Source organism: Streptomyces sp. CGMCC 4.7035 (assembly GCF_031583065.1).
Classification (GTDB): domain Bacteria; phylum Actinomycetota; class Actinomycetes; order Streptomycetales; family Streptomycetaceae; genus Streptomyces; species Streptomyces yaanensis.
In genome coordinates this window covers 275,525-298,615 of record NZ_CP134053.1, presented here as the reverse complement: position 1 = coordinate 298,615, position 23,091 = coordinate 275,525, and the positions used below count along the sequence as shown (strand labels likewise).

Below are 23,091 nucleotides of genomic sequence, written 5' to 3'. Positions count from 1 at the left end.
CAGACAGGACGCCCATGTCACGTCCGCATCCCGCCCACCTAACCTCGGGCGCATGACCCCTCAGACCGACCCTCAGGCCGGTGCCGCCGTCAAGGCCGCGGACCGCGCGCACGTCTTCCACTCCTGGTCAGCGCAGGAGCTCATCGACCCGCTCCCCGTCGCCGGTGCGGAGGGGTCGTACTTCTGGGACTACGACGGCAACCGCTACCTCGACTTCACCAGCGGGCTCGTCTTCACCAACATCGGCTACCAGCACCCGAAGGTCGTCGCCGCGATCCAGGAGCAGGCCGCCACCCTGACCACCTTCGCGCCCGCCTTCGCCGTGGAGGCCCGGTCGGAGGCCGCCCGGCTGATAGCCCAGCGCACGCCCGGCGACCTCGACAAGATCTTCTTCACCAACGGCGGCGCCGACGCGGTCGAGCACGCCGTACGCATGGCGCGGATCCACACCGGGCGGCCCAAGGTGCTGTCCGCGTACCGCTCGTACCACGGCGGCACCCAGCAGGCCGTGAACATCACCGGCGACCCGCGCCGCTGGCCCTCCGACAGCGGCGCGGCGGGCGTGGTGCACTTCTGGGCGCCGTTCCTGTACCGCTCGCGGTTCTACGCCGAGACCGAGCAGCAGGAGTGCGAGCGGGCGCTGGAGCATCTGGAGACGACCATTGCCTTCGAGGGTCCGGGCACGATCGCCGCGATCATCCTGGAGACCATCCCCGGGACCGCCGGGATCATGGTCCCGCCGCGCGGCTACCTCGCGGGCGTCCGCGACCTGTGCGACAAGTACGGGATCGTCTTCGTCCTCGACGAGGTGATGGCCGGGTTCGGGCGCACCGGCGAGTGGTTCGCGGCGGACCTCTTCGAGGTGACCCCCGACCTCATGACCTTCGCCAAGGGCGTGAACTCCGGCTATGTGCCGCTCGGCGGCGTCGCCATCTCCGGGAAGATCGCGGAGACCTTCGGGAAGCGGGCCTACCCGGGCGGTCTGACGTACTCCGGGCACCCGCTGGCCTGCGCCGCCGCCGTCGCCACGCTCCAGGTGATGGCCGAGGAGGGCGTCGTCGCGAACGCGGCGGTCGTCGGCGCGCAGGTCATCGAGCCGGGGCTGCGCGATCTGGCCGAACGGCACCCGTCGGTGGGCGACGTACGCGGCGTGGGCATGTTCTGGGCCCTGGAACTGGTCAAGAACCGCGAGACCCGGGAGCCGCTCGTGCCGTACAACGCGGCCGGTGAGGCGAACGCGCCGATGGCCGCGTTCGGCGCCGCCGCGAAGGCCAACGGCCTGTGGCCCTTCATCAACATGAACCGCACGCACGTCGTCCCGCCCTGCAACATCACCGAGGCGGAGGCGAAGGAGGGCCTCGCGGCCCTGGACGCGGCTCTGTCGGTGGCGGACGAGTACACCGCGTAAGCGGGCGGATGCAGGGCAATACACCGCGTGAGCGCGGGAACCCCCACCGCGTAAGGTGGCGTGCTCGAAGAGGAACACGTACCCGTACGCGGATGGGGGATCCTGACCACGATGCCCGGCAATGGCTCCGTTACCCGTAGCACCCTGCGGCAGCAGATCGCGGACGCGCTCCGCGACGAGGTGCTGGCCGGCCGGCTGCAGCCGGGGCAGGAGTTCACGGTGAAGGAGATCGCCGATCAGTACGGCGTCTCCGCGACCCCCGTCCGTGAGGCCCTGGTCGACCTGTCGGCCCAGGGCCTCCTGGACGCCGTCCAGCACCGGGGCTTCGAGGTCCATGCCTACTCCCTCGACGACTACCGCGGGATGATCGAGGCCCGCAGCCTCGTCACCGACGGGATCTTCCTCCGGCTCGTCGACGGCGACGGGAAGGCCACCCTGGAAGACCCCCGCACCATCGCCGCCCTGGCCGGGGTCCGCCGCCGCGGCGAGGAGGCCGAGCGCGCCGCCGGCGCCGGCGACCTGAACATCCTCATCGGCTACGACCTGCGCTTCTGGCGCGAGGTCAGCGCCCTGTACGGCAACCCCTACCTCACCGACTTCCTGCACCGGCTGCGCGTGCAGTCCTGGGTCTGCGCGGTCCAGCATCTGCGCAAGGTCACCGAGCTGAAGGGCAGCCTCTGGTCCGGGCACACCGAGCTCGTCGACGCCCTCGCCCGCCGGGATCCCGCCGCCGCGCAGGCCGTCGTCTCCGCGTACAACAGGCACGCGCTGGCCCTCCTCGAGCGGCTGACGGCCGGATGAGCGTTCCGGAGGCCACGGACGTCATAGAGGACATGTCGGCCACCTCCATCGACCTGTCCGTCGTCGTCCCCGCCTACAACGAGGAAGAACGGCTCGGACCCACGCTCGACGCGATCGTCGGCTATCTGCGCGAGAACGAGGGCCGCTTCGGCGAGTGGGAGGTCGTCGTCGTCGACGACGGTTCGACGGACGGCACGCGAGACGTGGTCACCGCCGCCTCGGCCCGCGAGCGGCGCGTGCAGCTCGTCACCAGCCCCCGCAACCGCGGCAAGGGCAACGCCCTGCGCCTGGGCGTCCTCGCCTCCTACGGCCGCCTCGTCCTGGTCACGGACGCCGATCTGGCCGCCCCGATCGAGGAACTGGATGCGCTGGACAAGGCGATGTCCGAGGGGCACTCGGCGGCGATCGGCTCCCGCTCGGCGCCGGGCGCGACCATAGAACGGCACCAGAGCCGCGTGCGCGAGCTGCTCGGGCGCGCCGGGAACTTCCTGATACGCCGGATCGCCGTGCCCGGCATCCGCGACACGCAGTGCGGCTTCAAGCTCTTCGACGGCGACCGCGCCCGTGAGGCGTTCGCCGCCTCCCGGCTGAGCGGCTGGGGCATCGACGTGGAGATCCTCCAGCACTTCCGGCGCTCGGGCTGGCCGGTCACCGAGGTGCCGGTGCGCTGGGCGCACCAGCCGGGCTCGAAGCTCCGCCCGCTGGACTACGCCCGCGTGCTGGCCGAGCTGACCACCCTCAAGGTCCGCTCCGTCCGTCCCGCCGACCTCCTCGCGGTCACGATGTTCCTGCTGATGTCGGTGGTCCTCTACTCGGGCCGCTGGGCCGACCCGGACCACCGCTATCTCCCGGACTCGCTCCAGGACCAGAACCAGTGGGAGTGGTTCTTCGCGGTGACGGCCGACAACGTGGCCCATCTCCGCAACCCGCTCTTCACCACCCTCCAGGGCTTCCCCGACGGCGTGAACCTCATGGCCAACACGGTCATGCTGGGCCTGACCGTGCCCTTCGCACCGGTCACCCTGCTGCTGGGCCCCGCGATCTCCCTGGCCCTGGTGATGACGCTCGGGCTGGCCGCCACGGCCGCGGCCTGGTACTGGCTGATCGCGAAACGGGTCGTACGGCACCGGGGCGCGGCCTTCGTCGGCGCGGCGCTCGCCGCCTTCGCGCCCCCGATGGTCAGCCATGCCAACGCGCACCCGAACTTCATGGTCCTGTTCATGATCCCGCTGATCATCGACCGCGCGCTGCGGCTGTGCGCGGGCACGCGGGTCGTACGGGACGGGGTGGTCCTCGGGCTGATGACCACATACCAGATCTTCCTCGGCGAGGAACCGCTGCTGCTCGCCTCCCTCGGCATGCTGCTGTTCGCGGGCGCGTACGCGGTCGTGCGCCGGGACGTGGCGAAGGCGGTCTGGCGGCCGCTGCTGAAGGGCCTGGCGATCGGCGGGGCGGTCTGCCTCCCGCTGGTCGCGCTCCCCCTGTACTGGCAGTTCTCCGGCCCGCAGAGCTACAAGAGCGTGCTGCACGGCGACAACGCGGGCAACAGTCCGCTGGCCCTGTTCTCGTTCGCCGAGCGCTCGCTGATCGCGGGCGACGAGATGACGGCGAGCGCGCTGTCCCTGAACCCCACCGAGCAGAACGCCTTCTACGGCTGGCCGCTGGTGGCCCTGGCCTTCGCGATCCTCGTACGCCTGTGGGAGCACGCCCTGGTCAAGGCGCTGGCGTTCACGGCCATGGCCGCCGCGTTCCTCTCCCTCGGCCCGCGCTTCCAGATCCCGCTCTCGCACAGCACGGCGCCCGGCCCCTGGGCGCTGCTGTCGGACAAGCCCCTGTTCGAGTCGGTCATCGAGGGCCGGGTGGCGATGATCTGCGCGCCCGCGCTGGGCGCGTTACTGGCGGTGGCGATCGAGCGGCTGGTGCGCACGCCGAACATCGGCAACCAGTTCATCGGTCTCACGGCGGTCGCGGCGGCGATCGTCCCGATCGTCCCGGCCCCGCTGAAGGCGGTCGAGCGCGTGGAGGTGCCGGCCTTCATCGCGGACGGGACGTGGCAGTCGTACGTCGGCGATGACGAGACGCTGGTGCCGATTCCGCTCCCCGACTCGGGCAACGCGGAGGCGCTGCACTGGCAGACCGCGGCGGGCCTGGAGTTCAAACTGCCCGGCGGATACTTCAACGGCCCCTACGGCAGCGAGCGGATCGGCATCTACGGTGCCTCGCCCCGCTACACCTCGAACATGCTGCGCGAGGTCAGTTTCACCGGGGTGGCCCCCGTGATCGGCAAGAACTGGCAGGCGCAGGCGCGCGCCGACTTCGCGTACTGGAAGGCGGGGGCACTGGTGCTGCCACCGCAGCAGTACCAGGACCAGTTGCGTGACACCGTGGACAAGCTGGTGGGGCGGCCCGGTACGTGGGTCGACGGGGTGTGGGTATGGGACCTGCACGGTTGAGGCGCTCTTCGCCCGCGCCTACTACGCTGCCTCCACCACTCCGATAACCCGAGGAGCTTACTGTTGGCCTGTGACCTGTGGCTGGTCCCGCTCGTCGACGTGCTGTGCCACACGCCCGACAACCCGTTCGCCGAGGAACTCGCCCTCTACGACAAGGCGCTGGGCGAGGCCGGACTGCCGCCGGTGCCGGTGTACCAGTACATGCCGGGACTGACCGGCGAGGTGGCGCCGGTCGCGGGCTTCGACTACGACGCGCTGCACTTCCTGCGCCGCGCGTATCTGCTCCAGGTGTGCGGGCTGGCCGTGACCCCGGTCGACGAACTGGGCGGCGACTACGAGCAGCTCCTGGAGATGTTCGAGTCGACGGCCCAGCAGTCGCATCTGGTGTGGCACTACGACCACGCGGGCGCGTATGTCCCGGTGGACTTCGCGCAGCCGCTGTCGAACGACGAACTCCTCGCGGGCGGCGGCCCGTTGGGGTCGTCCCAGGCGCTGCTGCGGGAGCTGGAGTACGTGGCACCGTCGATCGGCATCGACCCGGCGAACCCACCGGTCGCCCCCGGACCCCCGCTCGCCCCCACGGCGTTGGAGGAACCGGCGCTCCCCGCCCCGTACGACCCGAGCCCCTTCGCCCGCGAACGGCACGTGTGGCTGGGCCTGCACGCGGCGGCGACGCGAAGCCTCGCCCAGGGATCGATGATCGTGTTCAGCTGAGGCGCGGGCAGGGCACCCTGGACGGGCACCCTGCCCCGGCCTCTCGTCAGCCCTGCTCGACGATGCGGATGGTGCGGATACCCGTGCCGCGGTACCGGGTAGGCGTCCTGGTCAGGACGGGACGGCCGCGCGGCCACTCCACCGTGGGCAGGGCGAGGTGCAGCACGTGCGCACCGCTCCAGTCCGGCTCCAGCTTGCCGTCGTCCTCCGCCTCCGCGGCGGCCGCTGTCCGCAGGCGCTTGCCCACGGCGGTCGCCGCAGCGAAGTCGAGCGCCTCGATGTTGACCGACGGCAACGCGCCGAGGTGCTCGGCAACCCCCGCCCGCTCCCGCTCGGCGGCGGCCAGGCTGAGCGCGGGGATGTACACCCGCAGGGCGGGATGCTTCTCGGCCTCGACGACGAGCCGCGAGGCCATACTGTTCCCCGCGCCGAGCGCGAGGGCGGCCGTGTCGTCGAAGATGACAGCACGCGGCAGCGGGTACTGGTCCTGCTCGCTCACTGGACCTCCCCGATGCGCCCGGCCTCCAGGTCGGCCCACAGCTTCTCGCCGGCCCTCTCGTCCTCCTCGGTGTACGGCCTGCCCAGGAAGTGCTCCTCCACGTACGCCTTGGTCTCCTCATACCGCTTGCGCAGCTCTTCCTTGGTGGGCGTGGCCCCGGCCAGCTCCGCCACGAGGTCCCGCATGCTCATCCCGCGATCCCGGGCCAGCTCCTGGAGACGGTCGCGGACGGTGGGGTCGACCTTGATCGTGGTGTCAGCCATGGGCAAAGTATACCGTCGGTATACCGCCTCAGGACGTTCGAGTGTGACGGTCATCAGCACTCCGCTTCTCTCGAAGGACCTGGCGGCACGGCAGTGCGGCCGGGAGTCTGTGCGCCTACGCGGGCACGGCGTGCCCCCGCAGCAGCGCCCAGGCCAGCGCGCCGCCGCGCCGCGCGGCATCCCGGTAGGCGGACGCGCCGGGCTTGCGCATCTCGACTTCGACGGTTGTGACCGGCGCAGCCGTCGGTCGCGCCGGGCGCTTGCGGCGCAGTCGGTTCTCGACGAGGGCGCGCGGCGAGTACACGTGGGACGGCAGCCCGTCCGTCAGGGCCGCCCTCACCTGGGCACTGCTCGCGCCCGCGTCCCACCACTCCTCCACCAACGGCGCGAGCCGCAGCGCCTCGGCGGCACCGAGCGAGAGCCGGGGATCCGTGCGGCCGAGCGAGCCGAGCAGCTTGGCGGCGAGCGCGGTGCGCTCGCTCGGAGCGGCCGGCGGGGAGGGAGGTTCTTCTTCCCTGGTATTTTCCCCCGAAGGGGGAGCGTCCGACGGCGCGATGTCCGACTCGCCGGAGGCCAGGTTCTGGGATTCCTCCGATTCACCCGTCGGCGGCTCGTCCTCGTACGGAGTGTCGAACACCTCGTAGACGGTGAAGAGTTGGCCTGTCGACCTGCTCTTGTGCACCACCCGCCGCAGATACCGGGATTCCTCCAGCTCATGCAGGGCGGCAGCGATCCGCGCCCGCCCCTCCTTGCGCTGCTCGGCGAGCGTACGGATGGTGACGCGGGAGTCGTTCGGCAAGCTCAATAGGTACGTCAGTACGCCTACCGCGCACCAGGAGATGCTGCGGTCGCGGAGAAGAGCGTTGGAGAAGACGGAAAAGGCGCGCGTGGGCGTCGTACGATGAATGCGCATTGGGAGCGCCAGCCTTCCTGGTGGAGCTGCCGCTCCTGGTGTCGAGCCCCCGGGTGTTGGCGCACCGCGGGGGCGTTTCTTGTTGGCGCGACTCTATGGGCACGCAGAGCGACGAATGCAAGCCGGAACTGGCTTTTCCCGGGCGAACGTTCACGCATTTCACTCCGCAGAGTGAAGGGCGGTGCGCAGGAGAAGCGTGTGGACGAGGTCGCCGGACGCCGACGGCCGGTACCGCCAACTCAGCGGCCAGGGTGACCGCAATGGCGCGGGCTGTGAACAAGGCGGAGGCGGGCGGGACGGCACACCTGGTCGCCGCCCTGGCGAAGGCACTGCGCGAGCAACAGCAGCTGACCCAGGAAGAGTTGGGAGAGAAGGTCGGCTATACCGGCTCGGCCATCAGTGCCATGGAGACGTGCGCCCAGCCCGCGAGCGACAAACTGCGCTCGCTCGCCGAGGACGCCCGGAGGGACAATGTCTGCGTGCAGGTGCTCCCTATGGACCGCGGGCTGCGCGGCACGTACGCGGGCGACCGCGGCGCCATGAAGCTCGTGGAGACCAAGGACCACGAGCACCTCGTCTACATGGAGATCGAGGACCAGGGCATTCTCGTCAGCGATCCTCCGGAAGTGTCCCAACTGGCACACCGCTATGCGAAGATCCGCGCACAGGCCCTGAGTCCCGACGACTCGCTGAGCCTCATCGAGCGGTTGGCAGGAGAAGAACGATGACCGGCAACGGAACCCTTCGATGGTTCAAGTCCAGTTACAGCGACGGCGGCGGCAACTGCGTCGAAGTCGCCTACGAGGCCTTCCACGGATACGTGGGCGCCCTCCGCATCCGTGACTCCAAGAACCCCACCGGCCCCCACCTCACCGTCTCCCCCGGCGCATGGGGCGCGTTCCTCAAGGGCACCCGTACCCCTTGATCCCCCGGAAGGGGTGAACCGGACACACGCGCCGCATAGGGGCGAAAGCCCACGGGCATGCCCCGCCCATGCGTCACCTCGTCATCGCCTCGGCCCTCGTCGCCGCGCTGTCCCCTGCCGCCGCCCCGCCCGCGCTCGCCGCCGTGCCGCCCGGGCACGTGTACTTCTGGCCCGATCCGAATCAGATGGGACCGGGCGGCGCCTGGGACTACGCGCCGCCCGGATACCGGGAGGCGGACCCCCGTGTGAAGCGGCACGCGTACTCCTTCGACTCGCATGCCTCCGTGACCGTCTACGCGATCAGCTACCAGCCCGACGGCTGTCTGTACCGCGCGATCTACCCCGACGACTACTCCAACAACTGGGAGTGGGGCGGGAAGTTCGACGGTGTCAGTGACACCACGATGGGGTGCCAGGCGGGCTGAACCGCAGATGCGTCCGCGTGCGACGGCTGTTGCCGCGCTCCTCGTCTCCGGCCTGGTCCTCACCGCCTGTGCGGCGAAAGCGACCGCACCGGCCCTCCCCTCCCCCGACGACGTCATCAAGGCCGCGACCCAGAAGCTCACCGACGGCTGCCTCGCCCGCCGGGGCCTGGCCCCGCCCCACCCTGGGGAGCCGACGCCCTCGTCCGTCGAACAACGCCGCGTCTCCGACGCCATGTTCGGGTCGGGCACGGCAGAACTGTCGCTCCGCCTGCCCACGGGCTATGTGGTCCGCGCCCACACCGACGGCTGCCTCGCGGCGGCCCAGCAGCGGCTCTACGGCGACCAGCGCCGCTGGTTCCGCACGTCGGTGATCGTGAACAACCTCCAGCCCGAGGCCGAGAAGACCCACCGTTCCCTGGCCGAGGTCCGTTCCCGGCACCGCGCCGAGATCGCCGAGTGGCAGCGGCTGCGTGCCCACGCCCTCGCCGAGGCCACATCGCTCCTCACCGCGAAAGGAAACCCATCGGCATGAACAAGCGCCTCGCCGCCCTCCTCGCCGCCACCGCCCTGTCCGCCGGGGCCGTACTCGCCACCTCCGCCTCCGCACAGGCCGTGCCCTGCGGCAGCGGCAACTTCTGTGTGTGGACGGACGTGAACTTCACCGGGCTGAAGATCGAGCACAGCGGTGACGACCACTGGTGGGAGGGGGACATGGCCTGGCACGACTCCTCCTGGGCGAACCACGGCATCTCCGGCCCGGGCGTCAAGGACCACGTCAAGGTGTACTCGGCCCGCGAGCTGCTGGGCCACGTGACCATCTGCCTGGCTCCGGGCCAGGAGGTCGGCTACGACAGCGCCGCGAACGACCAGGGCGCCTCGCACACCTGGACGACGGGCTGCTGAACGGGGCCGGCGCACCGGGCGAGCCGGGCGCCGGCCATGGACCGCCTAGAACACCGGCGTCCCGTCCTGTGTCAGCTTCCAGTTGGTGACCGCGAAGTCCGCCGGGTTCAGAGTGCCCTTCGACGTCACGTAGTCGATCATCAGCTGGCGGATCTCGTTGGTGGAGCTGTACGCGATGTCGGCGGCGGCGATGTGCGGGTAGCCGCTGCCGCCGTTGGCGCGGTAGTTGTTGACGGCGACGACGAAGACCTGGTCGTCGGCGACCGCCGCGCCCTTGTAGCTGAGGTTCTTGATCCGGGAACCCTCCGGCTGCGCGATGTCGATCTCGTAGTCGACGCCGGCGGCGGTGTCGTACATGTAGTCCCAGAAGTTGTTGGCGTTGGTCAGGGTCGAGGTGTCGACCTTCGTGCCGGACGGGACCTGGTGGTAGTACTTCGCCGCGTACTCCAGGTAGTCCTTGAGCTGGGCGCCGGTGAGCTTCTTGCCGTACAGGGTGTTGTCGTAGATGTAGAGCCCCGCGATGTCCTTGATCGTGACGCTGCCCTTGGGGATGTCGGCGGTACGGCTGAAGGGCGCGGCGACGGAGATCAGCGGCAGGGCGGCGTCGGAGGTGGAGAGCCCCTTGGCGACGCTGGCCATCTGGACCTGGTGGATGAAGTCCATGATGGGGACGTCCTTCCAGCAGGACTCGGCCGCCGAGAGGTCCTCCGTGCAGGTGCCGACCGCAGTGTTGACGTACTTGACGACGAGGTCGTGGTCGGCCTTGAGGAGCCGGGTGATCTCCGGGTCCTCCTCGACGTCCTTGGGGTTGATGGTCTGGGCCTTCTTGCTGGTGACCTTCCACTGGCCGCAGTGCAGTTCGAGCTCGAAGTCGAAAACGGTCAGGCGCATGCCCCAGCAGTACGGCTCGGAGAGCAGGACGTCCTCGCCGGTCTCCTCGTTCTTGACGGTGTAGGAGGAGACCTCCACGTGGGTGTGGCCGACGAGGATGGCGTCGATGCCGGGGACCTGCTCGGCGACGAGGTTGGAGGCGTTCTCGACATAGGGGAGTTCACTGCCGTACGACGACGAGCCGTCGAGCCCGGAGTGGTCGGTCAGGAAGACGACGTCGCAGCCGAGGGCGCGCAGGCGCGGGACGTACTTCTTCGCCTGCTCGACCAGCCCGGGGAACACCATCTTGCCGCTGACGTTGTCCTTGTCCCACAGCGCGATACCGGGGTTGGTGAGCCCGAGGATGCCGACCTTGATGTCGGGGGCGCCGGGGACACAGATCCGCTTCACGGTGTACGGCCGGAAGGCGGGCCGGAGGGTCCTGGCGTCGAGGGCGTTGGCGCCGAGCAGCGGGAAGTGGCACTGGCTCTCGAACTTGCGCAGCACGTCGATGCCGTAGTTGAACTCGTGGTTGCCGAGGGCGGCGGCGTCGTACCGCATGGCGTTCATGGCGACGGCCATGGGGTGCTTGGGGGCGTCCTTGCCGGTGATCGGGTCGACGCGGGCGTAGTAGTACGCGAGGGACGTCCCCTGGATGATGTCGCCGGCGTCGACGAGCAGCACACGGTCCTCACCCTTCGCCTCCCGCTGCTGCTGGATGAGGGTGGCGACGCGCGCGACACCGACGGAGTTGCCCGCCTTGTCGCTGTAGGCGGCGTCCTTGTAGTAGTCCCAGTCGAAGACGTGGCTGTGCAGGTCGGTGGTGCCCAGGATGGAGAACGACCAGGTGCGGGGGGCGGGTTGGGGCTTCCGGTCGGCCGCCTGCGCGGGGGCCGCCGCGACGGTCCCGGCGGCGGCCACGGCCGCACCGGTGACGGCCGACTTCTGCATGAACTCCCGGCGGTTCATGGGGTTGACGGGCATACGGGTCTCCTGGGACGCGCGCGAGGGGGCGGATGGATGAGCCGTGCGGGACTACACGCGTAGATCGTGGCGTCGGCCCGCGCCACCGGGAACCAGGAATGAGCCATGTCCAGGTCAAGAATGGGCCAGCACGGGCCACCCCTGACTCCGGCCCACCCATGACTCCGGCCCACCCGCCGAGGGGCGAGCGGGCCGGAAGGGAGGGGTGCACCCGTCGGCTCAGACGAACGAGTTGATCTCGATCGTCTCGTCGCGGCCCGGGCCCACGCCGATCGCCGAGATCGGGGCGCCCGACATTTCCTCCAGGGCCTTGACGTAAGCCTGGGCGTTCTTCGGCAGGTCCGCGAAGGTCTTCGCCTTCGTGATGTCCTCGCTCCAGCCCGGGAGGTACTCGTAGACCGGCTTCGCGTGGTGGAAGTCCGTCTGGGAGTACGGGAGCTCCTCGACGCGCTGCCCGTCGATCTCGTACGCGACGCAGACCGGGATCTGCTCCCAGCCGGTGAGCACGTCGAGCTTGGTGAGGAAGAAGTCGGTCAGACCGTTGACCCGGGTCGCGTAGCGGGCGATCACCGCGTCGAACCAGCCGCAGCGGCGGTCACGGCCGGTCGTCACGCCCCGCTCGCCGCCGATCCGGCGCAGCGCCTCGCCGTCCTCGTCGAACAGCTCGGTCGGGAAGGGGCCCGAGCCGACACGGGTCGTGTACGCCTTCAGGATGCCGATCACGCGGCTGATCTTGGTCGGGCCGACGCCGGCACCGGTGCAGGCGCCGCCCGCCGTCGGGTTCGACGAGGTGACGAAGGGGTACGTGCCGTGGTCGATGTCGAGGAGCGTGCCCTGGCCGCCCTCGAAGAGGACGACCTTGTCGTCGTCCAGCGCCTGGTTGAGGATCAGGACCGTGTCGGCGACGTACGGCTTGATCTGCTCCGCGTAGCCCAGCAGCTCCTCGACCACCTGGTCGACGGCGATCGCGCGCCGGTTGTACAGCTTGGTGAGGAGCTGGTTCTTGACGTCGAGGGCCGCCTCCACCTTCTGGGTGAGGATCGACTCGTCGTACAGGTCCTGGACCCGGATACCGACGCGGTTGATCTTGTCCGCGTAGGTCGGGCCGATGCCGCGGCCGGTCGTGCCGATCTTCCGCTTTCCGAGGAAGCGTTCCGTCACCTTGTCGACCGTGACGTTGTACGGCGTGATGACGTGCGCGTTTCCGCTGATCAGGAGCTTGGACGTGTCGACGCCACGCTCGTTCAGACCGCTCAGCTCGGAGAGCAGGACCGACGGGTCGACGACGACTCCGTTGCCGATGACGGGCGTACAACCGGGAGACAGGATTCCGGAAGGGAGGAGGTGCAGTGCATACTTCTGGTCGCCGACAACGACCGTGTGGCCGGCATTGTTACCGCCCTGGTAACGCACAACATAATCCACCGAGCCGCCGAGCAGGTCGGTGGCCTTTCCCTTGCCCTCGTCACCCCACTGAGCACCGAGCAGCACAAGTGCGGGCACGCGCGTACACCCCTTCCGGGTGGGGCATGTCCAAGGTCAGGGGCGTACGCGGAGGGTCCACCGCCGCGTGCACCGCGGCCGTCGTTGGCCGCAAACCGTCGGACCGGATGCCCCGGAATAGACGAAGCCCCTGGCGCAATAGCGCAAGGGGCTCTTGCACAAAGATGCTACCCGAGGAAGCGAGGCAGGACCGAGGTGGCGACTTCCGACCAGCTCCTTGTGGTCATCGACCCGGTCGCCCGTCACAGTGACGGTGAGGCGGTACGGATCGCGAAAGACGTGCTCAGCGCGGGTGCGGCCACGAAGGTGTGCCTCCCGGAAGGGCCGGAGGAATTCGCCCGGGCACTGGATCGCAGGGGGTCTCGGCGGCCGGTGGTCGTGGGCGACGACCGGGCGCTGCTCCGCGCGGTGACCCTGCTGCACCGGCGGCGGGAGCTGGGCGCCACGGCGCTGTCGCTGGTGCCGGTCGGGGCCGCGCTGTCGCTGGCGGGGGCTCTGGGCGTGCCGACGGGGGCGGTGGCGGCGGCACGGGCCGTCCTCGACGGGGTGGAGCGGCGGCTGGATCTGCTGGTGGACGACAGTGACGGAGTGGTGCTCGGGGAGCTGCGGATACCGTCCCTGCCGTCCGTGCCGTCCCAGCGCGACGGGATGCCGGCCGGGGAGGCCGCGCCGGGGCGGCCATGGGTACGGGTGCGGCAGTCGCTGGTACGGACGCTGGCGGCGCGCCCGGCCAGGCTCGCCGTCCCGCCGGGACCGGGGCCCTCGCGGCTGCGGGTCGAGGTCGACGGGGTGACGCTGGTGGACCTGGACCAGCCGGTGGAGGGGGTGTCGGTGACGCCGGGTGCCTCCGGGACGGCGTTCGTAGAGGTGCGGCCGGTGTCGGTGGGGGCGGAGGCGTCGCCGCTGGAGGCGCGCGGGCGGGCCGTGACCGTGTCCGGGGCGGATTTCCGGTACCGGGCGGATGCGGTGGTGGCGGGGCCGGTGCGGAGGCGGACGTGGACGGTGTGGGAGGGGGCTTGGGGGCTTACGGTGCCGGCGTCGGGGTGAGTCAGGCTTCGCTGCTCGGGGCTTGGAAGCCGTTCGTGTCGAGCTCGCATCCGAACGGGTCGGGGATGTACAGCTTCTCGCCGAACGGCTTGGAGAAGCGGACCTCGTACCCCCTCGGAGAAGGGGACCCGTACACGAATGCCTGTTCCTCCTGCATGTCGAGGACCAGGTAGATGGGGACGCCGACCTGCCCGTAGGTCTTGGCCTTGTCGGTCAGGTCCTCGTCCCTGGTGGAGGTCGATGTGAGTTCGGCAACGAAGGAGAGACCCTCTCCGTCCAACCGGCTGCTGGTCGTCCCATAGACCCGCTCATGCGCCGCATGGATGTCCGGTCCGTACCCCCGCTCGACCCCTGGGAAGACGAACAGTTGCGGGGTCCGCTCGATGACGTGCCCCTCGGGAAGGTAGGGCTCGAGCTGGTTGCAGACCGACTTCATGACCGGGGTGTAGTACCCCTTGGACCACGGCGACAAGACGATGCTCCCCCTGATGATCTCGGCCTTGTAGCCGTCGGGCACGTGCAGCTCGTCGAGGAGGTCCAAAAGCTCCTCGAAGCCGCTGCGGGGCTTGGTGCCGCTTATCACCGGTCGCTCTGCCATGAGTGTCATGATGCGCCCTCCCCTTTGATGCGGACCAGCCGCCACTCAGAGTAGCCGCTTGCGTACATCTCCGTGATCGGTTTCGTCCTTCAGCTCCACGCCCGTCCGTCCCAGCTCCCGCGCCCTCCCCATCAGCGCCGCCAGCTTCCTCGCGGCCGTCTCGTACGACAGCCCCAGCGGTGGCCTGATGTTGGACAGACAGTTGCGGTCCGCGTCCGTCGTGACCCCCGGGACCGGGGCATGCGTCAGGTACGCCCCCAGAGAGTCCGCCGCCGACATGCCGGGCCGCTCCCCGATCAGGACCACGGAAAGGCGGGCGCCCATCGCGTGGGCGATGTCGTCACCGAGAGCCACTCGGGCCTGTTCGGCAAGGACCACGGGGGCGAATCTCCAGGCGGGCAGACGGGATGCCGTCTCCCGCACCACCACCGCCGCATGGTCGTGCACCGCACGGCTGGACAGCCCGTCGGCGACCACGAACACCACGTCCCACGCGTCGCGCGGCAGGTGTGCGCGGTCGGCCGCGTTCAGGCGGCGGCCCAGGTCCGGTCGCTGGAGGTACGTCAGCCGGTCCGGCGCCGCGCTGCGGACCCGTATCATCGGCATGCCCGGCAGGGCGGCCGCGACCGCGCCCGGGTCGAACGGCGAGTGCACGGCGTCGCGCGCCGCCGCGTGGGCCGCCTGGAGTTCGAGGCGGTGTCTCGTCGGGAGTGCCGAACCCGCCCGGCCCAGGCCGATCCGCGCCTGGGTGTGGCGACGCAGGGCCGACCACAGCGCGAGGTCGGAGGTGTCGGCCGCCGCGAGGTGGCGGTTCGTCATGCCGCGAGCTCCCGTCCGATCGCCGTCAGCGGATGTCCCGTGCCCGTGACGTCCCTGATCGCTCCGCCCTCGTCCAGCAGCCCGATCCGGCCGAGCCACTCCTCGAACTCCGGCGCCGGGCGCAGCCCGAGCACCTCGCGCAGGTACAAGGCGTCGTGGTACGAGGCCGACTGGTAGTTCAGCATGATGTCGTCACCGCCCGGCGTGCAGATCACGAACGACGCCCCGGCCACCCCGAGCATCGTCAGCATCGTCGCGATGTCGTCGTCGTCCGCGTCCGCGTGGTTGGTGTAGCAGATGTCCAGGCCCATCGGCAGGCCGAGCAGCTTGCCGCAGAAGTGGTCCTCCAGGGCCGCGCGGAGGATCTGCCGGCCGTCGTAGAGGTACTCCGGACCGATGAAGCCGACGACCGTGTTGACCAGCAGGGGGTCGTAGCGGCGGGCCACCGCGTACGCCCGCGCCTCCACCGTCTGCTGGTCCACGCCGTGGTGCGCGTCCGCCGACAGCGCGCTGCCCTGGCCCGTCTCGAAGTACATGGCATTGTGGCCGACCGTGCCGCGGTCCAGCGCCCGCACCGCGTCGTACGCCTCGTCGAGCAGGCCCAGCGTGACACCGAAGGACGCGTTGGCGGCCTGCGTGCCCGCGACGGACTGGAAGACGAGGTCCACGGGCGCGCCGCGTTCCATGAGGTCGACGCTCGTCGTCACATGGCACAGCACGCAGGACTGGGTCGGGATCGCGTACCGCCGGATCACTCCGTCCAGCAGCTCCAGCAGCTCCCGTACCGCCTTCGGGCTGTCCGTCGCCGGGTTGATGCCGATCACCGCGTCGCCCGAGCCCAGCAGGAGACCGTCCAGCACGGCGGCGGCCACGCCCGCCGGGTCGTCCGTGGGGTGGTTGGGCTGGAGACGGGTCGCGAGCCGGCCCGGCAGGCCGACAGTCGAGCGGAACGCCGTCACCACCCGGGCCTTGCGGGCCACCGCGACCAGGTCCGCGTTGCCCATCAGCTTGGAGACCGCCGCCACCATCTCCGGCGTCAGCCCGGGCGCGAGCGCGGCCAGCGACGCGGCGTCCGCCGCGTCCGTGAGCAGCCATTCCCGGAACTCGCCGACCGTCATCCTCGCCACCGGCGCGAAGGCGAGTGCGTCGTGCGTGTCCACGATCAGCCGGGTCACGTCGTCGTCCTCGTACGGGATCACGGGCTCGGCGAGGAAGCGGGCGAGCGGCACCTCCGCCAGCGCCCAGCGCGCCGCGACCCGCGCCTGCGCGGACTCGGCGGCGAGACCGGCGAGCCGGTCGCCGGACCGCTCGGGGCTCGCGGCGGCCAGCAGGCGCGCGAGCGAGTCGAAGCGGTAGTGGTGCCCGCCGAGGGTCGAGGTGTACGTGCTCATGCCGGCGACCGTACGAGGGCGGCGCGAGCCCGGTCCACGGGCTGCCGGAGAGTTAACAGGAGTGTTCGCCCCGACCGTTTCCTAAAGGTCTGATTGACAAACATTTAACGCCCCGACACCCGTGACCGACTCATTCGGGCCACAGAGTTCCACTCCAGCAGCAGTACGCGGAGCGATCACGGCAACAGTGGTCACGGCACCACGGAAGGGGCCACCCGATGGCAGTACAAGAGGGCGTAGCCCCGGACGCGAAGACAAGTGGTGACGGCGTCGTTCACCGGCTGAAGCCCAACGCCGTGGGCCTGCTCGGCGTGGTGTTCATGGCCGTCGCCACCGCCGCGCCGATCACCGCGATGACGGGCAACGTGCCCTTCATGGTGTCGGCGGGCAATGGCATCGGCGCCCCCGCGAGCTATCTCGTCGCAATGGTCGTCCTGGCAATCTTTTCCGTCGGCTTCACTTCGATGGCGAAGCACATCACCTCGACCGGCGCCTTCTACGGCTTCATCTCCTACGGTCTCGGCCGCACCGTCGGCCTGGCGTCGGGGCTCCTCGCCACCTTCGCGTACGTCGTCTTCGAGCCGGCCCTGATCGGCATCTTCTCGACCTTCGCGACCACAACGCTCAAGGACCAGACGGGCGTTGACGTGCCGTGGTGGGCATTCGCGATCCTGATGCTGGCGATCAACGCGACCGGGACATGGTTCGGCGTGTCCGTCGCCGAGAAGCTGCTCGTCGCGCTGCTGGCCACCGAGGTCACGGTCCTCGCGGCCATGGCGATCTCGGTGGCCCTGCACGGCGGCGGCCCGCACGGCTTCACCTTCGGCCCGGTCAACCCGGTCAACGCCTTCAAGGGGACCAGCGCCGGGCTCGGGCTCTTCTTCGCCTTCTGGTCGTGGGTCGGCTTCGAGTCGACGGCGATGTACGGCGAGGAGTCCCGCGACCCGAAGAAGATCATCCCCAAGGCGACGATGATCTCGGTCCTGGGCGTCGGCGTCTTCTACGTCTTCGTGTCATGGATGGCCATCACGGGCAACGGCGAGGCGGAGGCCCTGAAGGCGGCGTCCTCGGCGAACCCGCTCGCCCTCTTCTTCAACCCCACCGAGCACTACGTCGGCCACTGGGCGGTCGTCGTCATGCAGTGGCTGATGATCACCGGTTCGCTGGCGTGCGGCATGGCGTTCCACAACTGCGCCGCCCGCTACATGTACGCGCTGGGCCGCGAGGGCGTGCTGCCGTCACTGCAGCGGACCGTCGGGCGCACCCACCCCCAGCACGGGTCGCCGCACATCGCGGGCCTGGTGCAGACGGTGGTCAGCGGGGTGCTGATCGGGGCGTTCTGGCTCGCGGGCAAGGACCCGTACACCGGTACGTACGTCCTGCTCGCCATCCTCGGCACGATGGCGATCCTCGTCGTGCAGGCCGTGTGCTCCTTCGCGGTGCTGGTCTACTTCCGCAAGAACCACCCCGAGAGCCGGCACTGGTTCAGGACCCTCACCGCCCCGCTCCTCGGCGGTGTCGCGATGCTCGCGGTGGTCGTGCTGCTGGTGTCCAACATGGGTGTGGCGGCCGGTCCTGAGTCGGGCTCGCTGGTACTGAAGGCGACGCCATGGCTGGTCGCGCTGATCGCGGTGGGCGGCGTCGGGTACGCGCAGTACCTCAAGCGGCGGTCGCCCGATCGGTATGCGCTGCTGGGGCGGACGGTGCTGGAGGAGACCAAGGAGCGGTAGCCCTCCGGAGGTTGGCTGTGCGGGTCGGCCGGGGTCGGCCGGGGTCGGCCGGGGGGCGCTTGCCGGCGCTTGCAGGGCGCCTCCCCCAAGCTCTTCGAGCAGGGGGTACCCCCAGCGCCCACCCGTGCCGCCCTGGGGTCCCCCCAGGCCCTTAAGGCACTGGGGGAAGGCACGACTGCCCGCAGCTATGCGGCCAGTGGCTATGAGCGACCGAACGTCCTGTCCCGGTGTACGCGCCAGCGCTCCATCATCGCCTCGACCTCCCCCTCGACGAACTCGAAGAAGGCGAGGGTCTCCGCGAGGCGGCGGCCCGCCGGGGTCTCGGCGCCCAGGCTCGTGACGCCCTCGCGCAGGGCCTCCTCCCAGCGCTTGATGAGCGCCTCGCGGTTGGTGAGCGCCTCGTACCACTGGTTGCTGTGCACTCGGTACCGCTCCCGGCGCGAACCCGGCTCCCGCTCCCGCGACACCAGGTGCACCTGCGCCAGGTAGCGCACCGCTCCGGACACCGCCGCGGGGCTGATCTGCAACTGCTCGCCCAGTTCGGCCGAGGTGAGGGTACCGGCGTCGGAGGCCAGCAGTGCGCCGAAGACGCGGGCCGGCATGCGCGGCACCCCCGCCTCGACGAGCTGCGCCGCGAAGTGCTCCACGAACCGCGAGACCGCCTCCGGATCCCGTTCCCGCCCCACCGCCTTCGGCTCCGTCATCCCTGGCTCATCTCCCCTGGTCAGGCACCCTCGTCGAGTCTACCCACGTTTTCCATCCTTCCTTAACTTCACAAATTTCTGAAAGAAGCGTACGTTCTGGGGCATGACCAAGGCCATCACCGTCTCGGGACTGCACAAGTCGTTCGGCAGGACGCACGCGCTGGACGGCCTCGACCTGGGCGTCGAGACCGGCGAGGTCCACGGCTTCCTGGGCCCCAACGGCGCCGGGAAGTCCACCACCATCCGGGTCCTGCTCGGACTGCTGCGCGCCGACTCCGGCGCCGCCCAGGTGCTGGGCCGCGACCCGTGGACGGACGCCGTGGAACTGCACCGCAGGGTCGCGTACGTGCCCGGGGACGTGACGCTGTGGCGCAACCTGTCCGGCGGCGAGGTCATCGACCTGTACGGCCGACTGCGCGGAGGCCTCGACCGGCGGCGCCGGGCGGAGCTGATCGAGCGGTTCGAGCTCGACCCGACGAAGAAGGGGCGGACGTACTCCAAGGGCAACCGGCAGAAGGTCGCCCTCGTCGCCGCCTTCGCCTCGGACGTCGACCTGCTGATCCTGGACGAGCCGACGTCGGGCCTCGACCCGCTGATGGAGGAGGTCTTCCAGCGCTGTGTGGAGGAGGAGCGCGACCGCGGCCGCACGATCCTGCTGTCCTCGCACATCCTCAGCGAGGTCGAGGAGCTCTGCGACCGGGTGAGCATCATCCGCAAGGGCCGGACGGTCGAGAGCGGCTCGCTCGCCGACCTGCGCCATCTGACCCGTACCAGCGTCACCGCCGAACTCGCGGGCCCGCCCAACGGCCTTGCCCACCTGCCCGGCGTCCATGACCTCGACGTACAGGGCCATCGGGTCAAGCTCCAGGTCGACACCGACAAGCTGGACGCGGTGCTGCGGTCGCTGAGCGAGTCGGGTGTGCGGTCGCTGACGTCGACACCACCGACGCTGGAGGAGCTGTTTTTGCGGCACTACCAGGACGAGCTGCCCTCCGGAGAAGAGGCGATGGCCCGATGACCGCCGTGACACCGGCCGTCGCGGTACGGGCCGGAAGAAACCGTCAACTGGCCGGTGCGGGAACGCTGCTCAGGTTCGCCCTGCGCCAGGACCGGGTGGTGATCCCGGTCTGGGTCGCGGTCAACGCGCTGATGGTGCTGTCGATGCCGGGCACCCTCAAGGGCCTGTACGGCACCCCGGCCGAGCGCGCCGACCTGTCCGCCCAGATCGCCACCAACACCTCGCTGCGCGCGATGGTCGGACCGGTCCTCGGCGAGTCGCTCGGCGCGCTCACCGCCTGGCGCGTCGGCGTCTACGCCGGACTGCTCGCCGCGGTCATGAGCCTGCTCGTCGTCGTACGGCACACCCGGGACGAGGAGGAGAGCGGACGGCAGGAACTGATCTCGTCGGCGATGGTGGGGCGACGGGCCCCGCTGACGGCGGCGCTGCTGACCGCGGCGGTCGCGAACGGCGTACTGGCGCTGCTCATCACGGCGGGACTGGCGGGCCAGGGCCGGGCGGGGGCGGTGGCGTTCGGGCTCGGTGTGGCCGGAGTCGGCATGGTCTTCGCCACCATGGCGGCGATCGTCGCGCAGCTGACGGAGAGCGCACGGCTGGCGCGCGGGCTGACGGCGGCGGTACTGGGGGCCGCCTTCGTCCTGCGCGCGGCGGGCGACGCGGCGACGAACGACGGCTCGTCCGCGCTGACCTGGCTCTCCCCGCTCGGCTGGCTGGAGAACGAACGGCCGTACGCGGATGAACGCTGGTGGGTGCTCCTGTTCTTCGCCGCGGCCGTGCTGATCCAGAGCGCGGTGGCGTACGGACTCGCCGGGCGCCGCGACATCGGCATGAGCTTCCTGCCCACTCGGCCCGGCCCCGCAGCAGGCCGCCTGGGCTCGGCCGGCGCCCTGGCCTGGCGGCTGCAGCGCGGCAGCGTACTGGGCTGGAGCGTCGGCTTCTTCCTCGCCGGGGTCGTCTACGGAGGGATGACGGAGGGCGCGACGAACCTCGTCGGCGACAACAAGAAGGCGCGCGAGATCTTCGAGCGCATGGGCGGCCAGTCCGGGCTGACGGACGCGTTCCTCGCGGCCATGGTGGGGATCATGGGCCTGGTCGCGGCCCTGTACATCGTGGCGTCCGTACTGCGCCTGTACGGCGAGGAGTCCTCGGGGCGGGCGGAACCGGTGCTGGCGAACGCGGTGGGCCGGCTGCGCTGGGCCGCCGGCCATCTGCTGATCGCCTTCGGTGGCTCCGCGCTGATCATGCTCCTCGCGGGCCTGGGCTTCGCGGCGGGCTATGGCAAGGAGGTCGGCCCGATCCTGGGCGCCTGCCTGGTCCAGTTGCCCGCGGTGTGGGTGATCGGCGGCCTGGCCGTTCTGGTGTACGGCGTACTGCCGCGGGGTGCGGTGGCGGCGTGGGGCGTGGCCGGGGCGGCGCTGCTGATCGGCTGGGTCGGGCCCGCGCTGGATCTGCCGCGGGCGGTACTGGACGCGTCGCCGTACGGACATCTGCCGAAGCTGCCGGGTGGGGAGATGACGTGGGGGCCGGTGCTGACGCTGACCGGAATCGCGGTGGTGCTGGTGGCCGGGGGGCTGGCGGGGCTGCGGAGACGGGATCTGACGGCCTGAGGGTGGACGATCGGGGCCGGTCCGTCTCCGGCCATCGGCCCCCATCGCCCGTCACCCATCAGCTGTCACCCGTCGCCGGTCGCCGGTCATCAGCCGTCACCCGTCGCCCCTCAGCCGTTACTGGTCACCGGTCACCAGTCGTCGGTCGCCGGTCGCCGGTCGCCGGTCGCCAGTCGCCAGTCGCCAGTCGCCAGTGAGCCTGGCCGTCGCCCACATGCTCAGCCGGACAGGTGATCAGCCGATCTCCACGCTCAGCCCCTCCAGCCCGCGGATCACGAAGTTCGGCTTCCGCTCCGGCTCCGCCGCCAGGCGCAGCGTCGGCGCCTTCTCCAGCAGGGCCGTCATGGAGGCCGCCAGCTCGATACGGGCGAGCGGCGCGCCGATGCAGTAGTGGATGCCCGCGCTGAAGGAGATGTGCGGGTTGTCCTTGCGGGTCAGGTCCAGCCTGTCCGGGGCGTCGAACACCGCGGCGTCGTGGTTCGCCGAGCCGAACAGCATCGCGATCTCCGCGCCGCGCGGGATCGTGGTGCCGTCGATCTCGATCTCGTCCAGCACCCAGCGCTCGAAGAGCTGGAGCGGGGTGTCGTACCGCATCAGCTCCTCCACGGCGGACGGGACGAGCGAGTGGTCCGCGCGCAGGGCCGCCAGCTGGTCGGGGTGGCGGAACAGCGTCCACCAGCCGTTGACCGTCGCGTTCACCGTCGCCTCGTGCCCCGCGTTCAGGAGCAGGACACAGGTCGAGATCATCTCCTGCTCGGTCAGCCGGTCGCCCTCGTCGTGGGCCGCGATCAGCCCCGAGATCAGGTCCTCGCCGGGATGCTCGCGGCGCGTCGCGATCAGCTCCCGGAGGTACTCCGAGAACTCGACCGACGCCCGCACCGCCCTGCGCGCCGTCTCCTCGGACGGGCTCAGCTCGTACATCCCGCAGATGTCCGCCGACCAGGGCCGCAGCAGCGGGCGGTCCGCCTGCGGGATGCCCAGCATCTCGGCGATCACCGCGACCGGCAGCGGCTCGGCGACGTCCGTCAGCAGGTCGCCCCCGCCCGCCTCCACCAGCCGGGACACCAGATCGCCGGCCAGCCCGTGCACATACGGCTTGAGCTGCTCCACGGTCCGCGGCGTGAACGCCTTCGACACCAGCCGCCGGATGCGGGTGTGGTCCGGCGGCTCCAGGTCCAGCATGCCGTGGTCGTTGAGGGTGTGGAACGGCTCGTGCTCGGGCGGCGGCGCCGTCCGTCCGAAGTCCTCGTGCGTGAACCGGTGCTGGTACGTCCGACCGAGGCGCCGGTCACGCAGCAGCGCCGACACGTCCGCGTGGTGCGGGATCAGCCACTGGTCACTGGGCTCGTAGTAGTGCACACGGCCCCGCGCACGCAGCTCGGCATAGGCGGGGTACGGGTCGGCGACGAACGCCGGGTTCCAGGGGTCGAACGCGAGGTCGGATCGGACTGCCATGCCCGGACGCTAGCCCGGCCTCCCCCTCTCTGACCAGAGGCGTCTTGCCGGCTGCGACCTC

General features: G+C 70.4%; 23 protein-coding genes. 13 read left to right on the top strand and 10 right to left on the bottom strand.

Annotated features, from left to right (window positions below; genetic code table 11):
- Positions 1-52: 52 nt before the first annotated feature.
- The 4 genes from Q2K21_RS01285 to Q2K21_RS01270 all read left to right on the top strand — a co-directional run bounded on the left by Q2K21_RS01285 (position 53) and on the right by Q2K21_RS01270 (position 5,376).
- Positions 53-1,408: an aspartate aminotransferase family protein gene (locus Q2K21_RS01285; RefSeq protein WP_310763194.1), complete on the top strand. Its 1,356-nt coding sequence runs from the start codon at positions 53-55 to the stop codon at positions 1,406-1,408.
- Positions 1,409-1,519: 111 nt separating this feature from the next.
- Positions 1,520-2,209 carry a GntR family transcriptional regulator gene (locus tag Q2K21_RS01280; protein WP_310780521.1) on the top strand — a complete coding sequence of 230 codons (690 nt, stop codon included), beginning with the start codon at positions 1,520-1,522 and terminating at the stop codon, positions 2,207-2,209.
- Positions 2,206-4,662 carry a dolichyl-phosphate beta-glucosyltransferase gene (locus tag Q2K21_RS01275; protein ID WP_310763193.1) on the top strand — a complete coding sequence of 819 codons (2,457 nt, stop codon included), beginning with the start codon at positions 2,206-2,208 and terminating at the stop codon, positions 4,660-4,662. Before Q2K21_RS01280 ends, Q2K21_RS01275 begins: the two co-directional genes overlap by 4 nt.
- A 63-nt stretch (positions 4,663-4,725) precedes the next feature.
- Positions 4,726-5,376, top strand: a complete 651-nt coding sequence (locus Q2K21_RS01270) for a hypothetical protein (protein ID WP_310763192.1) — start codon at positions 4,726-4,728, stop codon at positions 5,374-5,376.
- Between the two features lie 46 nt (positions 5,377-5,422).
- On the opposite strand, the gene Q2K21_RS01265 is transcribed toward Q2K21_RS01270, so the two are convergent.
- The 3 genes from Q2K21_RS01265 to Q2K21_RS01255 all read right to left on the bottom strand — a co-directional run bounded on the left by Q2K21_RS01265 (position 5,423) and on the right by Q2K21_RS01255 (position 6,937).
- A complete protein-coding gene (locus Q2K21_RS01265) occupies positions 5,423-5,875 on the bottom strand; it encodes a PIN domain-containing protein (protein WP_310763191.1) in 453 nt (150 codons plus the stop codon).
- Positions 5,872-6,138: a cupin domain-containing protein gene (locus Q2K21_RS01260; RefSeq protein WP_310763190.1), complete on the bottom strand. Its 267-nt coding sequence runs from the start codon at positions 6,136-6,138 to the stop codon at positions 5,872-5,874. The genes Q2K21_RS01265 and Q2K21_RS01260 overlap by 4 nt, the downstream gene beginning before the upstream one ends.
- Before the next feature lie 115 nt (positions 6,139-6,253).
- Positions 6,254-6,937 (bottom strand): hypothetical protein, encoded by a 684-nt coding sequence (locus tag Q2K21_RS01255; protein ID WP_310763189.1) that lies wholly within the window; start codon positions 6,935-6,937, stop codon positions 6,254-6,256.
- Between the two features lie 374 nt (positions 6,938-7,311).
- Here Q2K21_RS01255 and Q2K21_RS01250 point away from each other — a divergent pair, with 374 nt between their 5' ends.
- From Q2K21_RS01250 to Q2K21_RS01230, 5 genes are all read left to right on the top strand, one after another.
- Positions 7,312-7,779: a Scr1 family TA system antitoxin-like transcriptional regulator gene (locus Q2K21_RS01250; RefSeq protein ID WP_310763188.1), complete on the top strand. Its 468-nt coding sequence runs from the start codon at positions 7,312-7,314 to the stop codon at positions 7,777-7,779.
- Positions 7,776-7,976: a DUF397 domain-containing protein gene (locus Q2K21_RS01245; RefSeq protein WP_310763187.1), complete on the top strand. Its 201-nt coding sequence runs from the start codon at positions 7,776-7,778 to the stop codon at positions 7,974-7,976. The genes Q2K21_RS01250 and Q2K21_RS01245 overlap by 4 nt, the downstream gene beginning before the upstream one ends.
- A gap of 68 nt (positions 7,977-8,044) precedes the next feature.
- Entirely contained in the window at positions 8,045-8,401 is a 357-nt protein-coding gene (locus Q2K21_RS01240) for a hypothetical protein (RefSeq protein WP_310763186.1), read from the top strand.
- Positions 8,402-8,408: 7 nt separating this feature from the next.
- Positions 8,409-8,933 (top strand): hypothetical protein, encoded by a 525-nt coding sequence (locus Q2K21_RS01235; RefSeq protein WP_310763185.1) that lies wholly within the window; start codon positions 8,409-8,411, stop codon positions 8,931-8,933.
- Positions 8,930-9,304 carry a peptidase inhibitor family I36 protein gene (locus Q2K21_RS01230; protein ID WP_310763184.1) on the top strand — a complete coding sequence of 125 codons (375 nt, stop codon included), beginning with the start codon at positions 8,930-8,932 and terminating at the stop codon, positions 9,302-9,304. The genes Q2K21_RS01235 and Q2K21_RS01230 overlap by 4 nt, the downstream gene beginning before the upstream one ends.
- 45 nt (positions 9,305-9,349) lie before the next feature.
- Here the strand turns inward: Q2K21_RS01230 and Q2K21_RS01225 are convergent, their stop codons facing one another.
- Together Q2K21_RS01225 and Q2K21_RS01220 are read right to left on the bottom strand one after the other, a co-directional pair.
- The gene (locus Q2K21_RS01225) at positions 9,350-11,158 is read right to left on the bottom strand and encodes a bifunctional metallophosphatase/5'-nucleotidase (protein WP_310763183.1); all 1,809 of its coding nucleotides are present in this window, start codon (positions 11,156-11,158) and stop codon (positions 9,350-9,352) included.
- 219 nt (positions 11,159-11,377) lie between these two features.
- Positions 11,378-12,661, bottom strand: coding sequence for an adenylosuccinate synthase (locus Q2K21_RS01220; protein WP_310763182.1), 1,284 nt, complete (start codon positions 12,659-12,661; stop codon positions 11,378-11,380).
- A 195-nt stretch (positions 12,662-12,856) separates the two neighbouring features.
- On the opposite strand from Q2K21_RS01220, the gene Q2K21_RS01215 reads away from it, so the two are divergent.
- Complete coding sequence (locus Q2K21_RS01215; RefSeq protein ID WP_310763181.1) at positions 12,857-13,708, top strand: diacylglycerol kinase; 852 nt, start codon at positions 12,857-12,859, stop codon at positions 13,706-13,708.
- A gap of 1 nt (position 13,709) precedes the next feature.
- On the opposite strand, the gene Q2K21_RS01210 is transcribed toward Q2K21_RS01215, so the two are convergent.
- From Q2K21_RS01210 to Q2K21_RS01200, 3 genes are read right to left on the bottom strand one after another with little or no spacing between them, the layout of a single operon-like run.
- Positions 13,710-14,306, bottom strand: a complete 597-nt coding sequence (locus Q2K21_RS01210) for a Uma2 family endonuclease (RefSeq protein ID WP_310763180.1) — start codon at positions 14,304-14,306, stop codon at positions 13,710-13,712.
- A 45-nt stretch (positions 14,307-14,351) separates the two neighbouring features.
- The gene (eutC, locus tag Q2K21_RS01205) at positions 14,352-15,125 is read right to left on the bottom strand and encodes an ethanolamine ammonia-lyase subunit EutC (RefSeq protein ID WP_310763179.1); all 774 of its coding nucleotides are present in this window, start codon (positions 15,123-15,125) and stop codon (positions 14,352-14,354) included.
- Complete coding sequence (locus Q2K21_RS01200; RefSeq protein ID WP_310763178.1) at positions 15,122-16,516, bottom strand: ethanolamine ammonia-lyase subunit EutB; 1,395 nt, start codon at positions 16,514-16,516, stop codon at positions 15,122-15,124. The genes eutC and Q2K21_RS01200 overlap by 4 nt, the downstream gene beginning before the upstream one ends.
- 218 nt (positions 16,517-16,734) lie before the next feature.
- Between Q2K21_RS01200 and Q2K21_RS01195 the strand changes: the two genes are divergently transcribed.
- Positions 16,735-18,246 carry an APC family permease gene (locus tag Q2K21_RS01195; protein WP_310763177.1) on the top strand — a complete coding sequence of 504 codons (1,512 nt, stop codon included), beginning with the start codon at positions 16,735-16,737 and terminating at the stop codon, positions 18,244-18,246.
- 200 nt (positions 18,247-18,446) lie between these two features.
- Here Q2K21_RS01195 and Q2K21_RS01190 read toward each other — a convergent pair whose 3' ends face one another.
- On the bottom strand, positions 18,447-18,950 hold the full coding sequence (locus Q2K21_RS01190) for a GbsR/MarR family transcriptional regulator (protein ID WP_310763176.1): 504 nt from the start codon (positions 18,948-18,950) through the stop codon (positions 18,447-18,449).
- 103 nt (positions 18,951-19,053) lie between these two features.
- Here Q2K21_RS01190 and Q2K21_RS01185 point away from each other — a divergent pair, with 103 nt between their 5' ends.
- A complete protein-coding gene (locus Q2K21_RS01185; protein ID WP_310763175.1) occupies positions 19,054-19,968 on the top strand; it encodes an ABC transporter ATP-binding protein in 915 nt (304 codons plus the stop codon).
- Positions 19,965-21,575 carry an ABC transporter permease gene (locus Q2K21_RS01180; RefSeq protein WP_310763174.1) on the top strand — a complete coding sequence of 537 codons (1,611 nt, stop codon included), beginning with the start codon at positions 19,965-19,967 and terminating at the stop codon, positions 21,573-21,575. The genes Q2K21_RS01185 and Q2K21_RS01180 overlap by 4 nt, the downstream gene beginning before the upstream one ends.
- A 234-nt stretch (positions 21,576-21,809) precedes the next feature.
- On the opposite strand, the gene Q2K21_RS01175 is transcribed toward Q2K21_RS01180, so the two are convergent.
- Positions 21,810-23,030, bottom strand: coding sequence for a cytochrome P450 (locus Q2K21_RS01175; protein ID WP_310763173.1), 1,221 nt, complete (start codon positions 23,028-23,030; stop codon positions 21,810-21,812).
- Positions 23,031-23,091 lie beyond the last annotated feature (61 nt).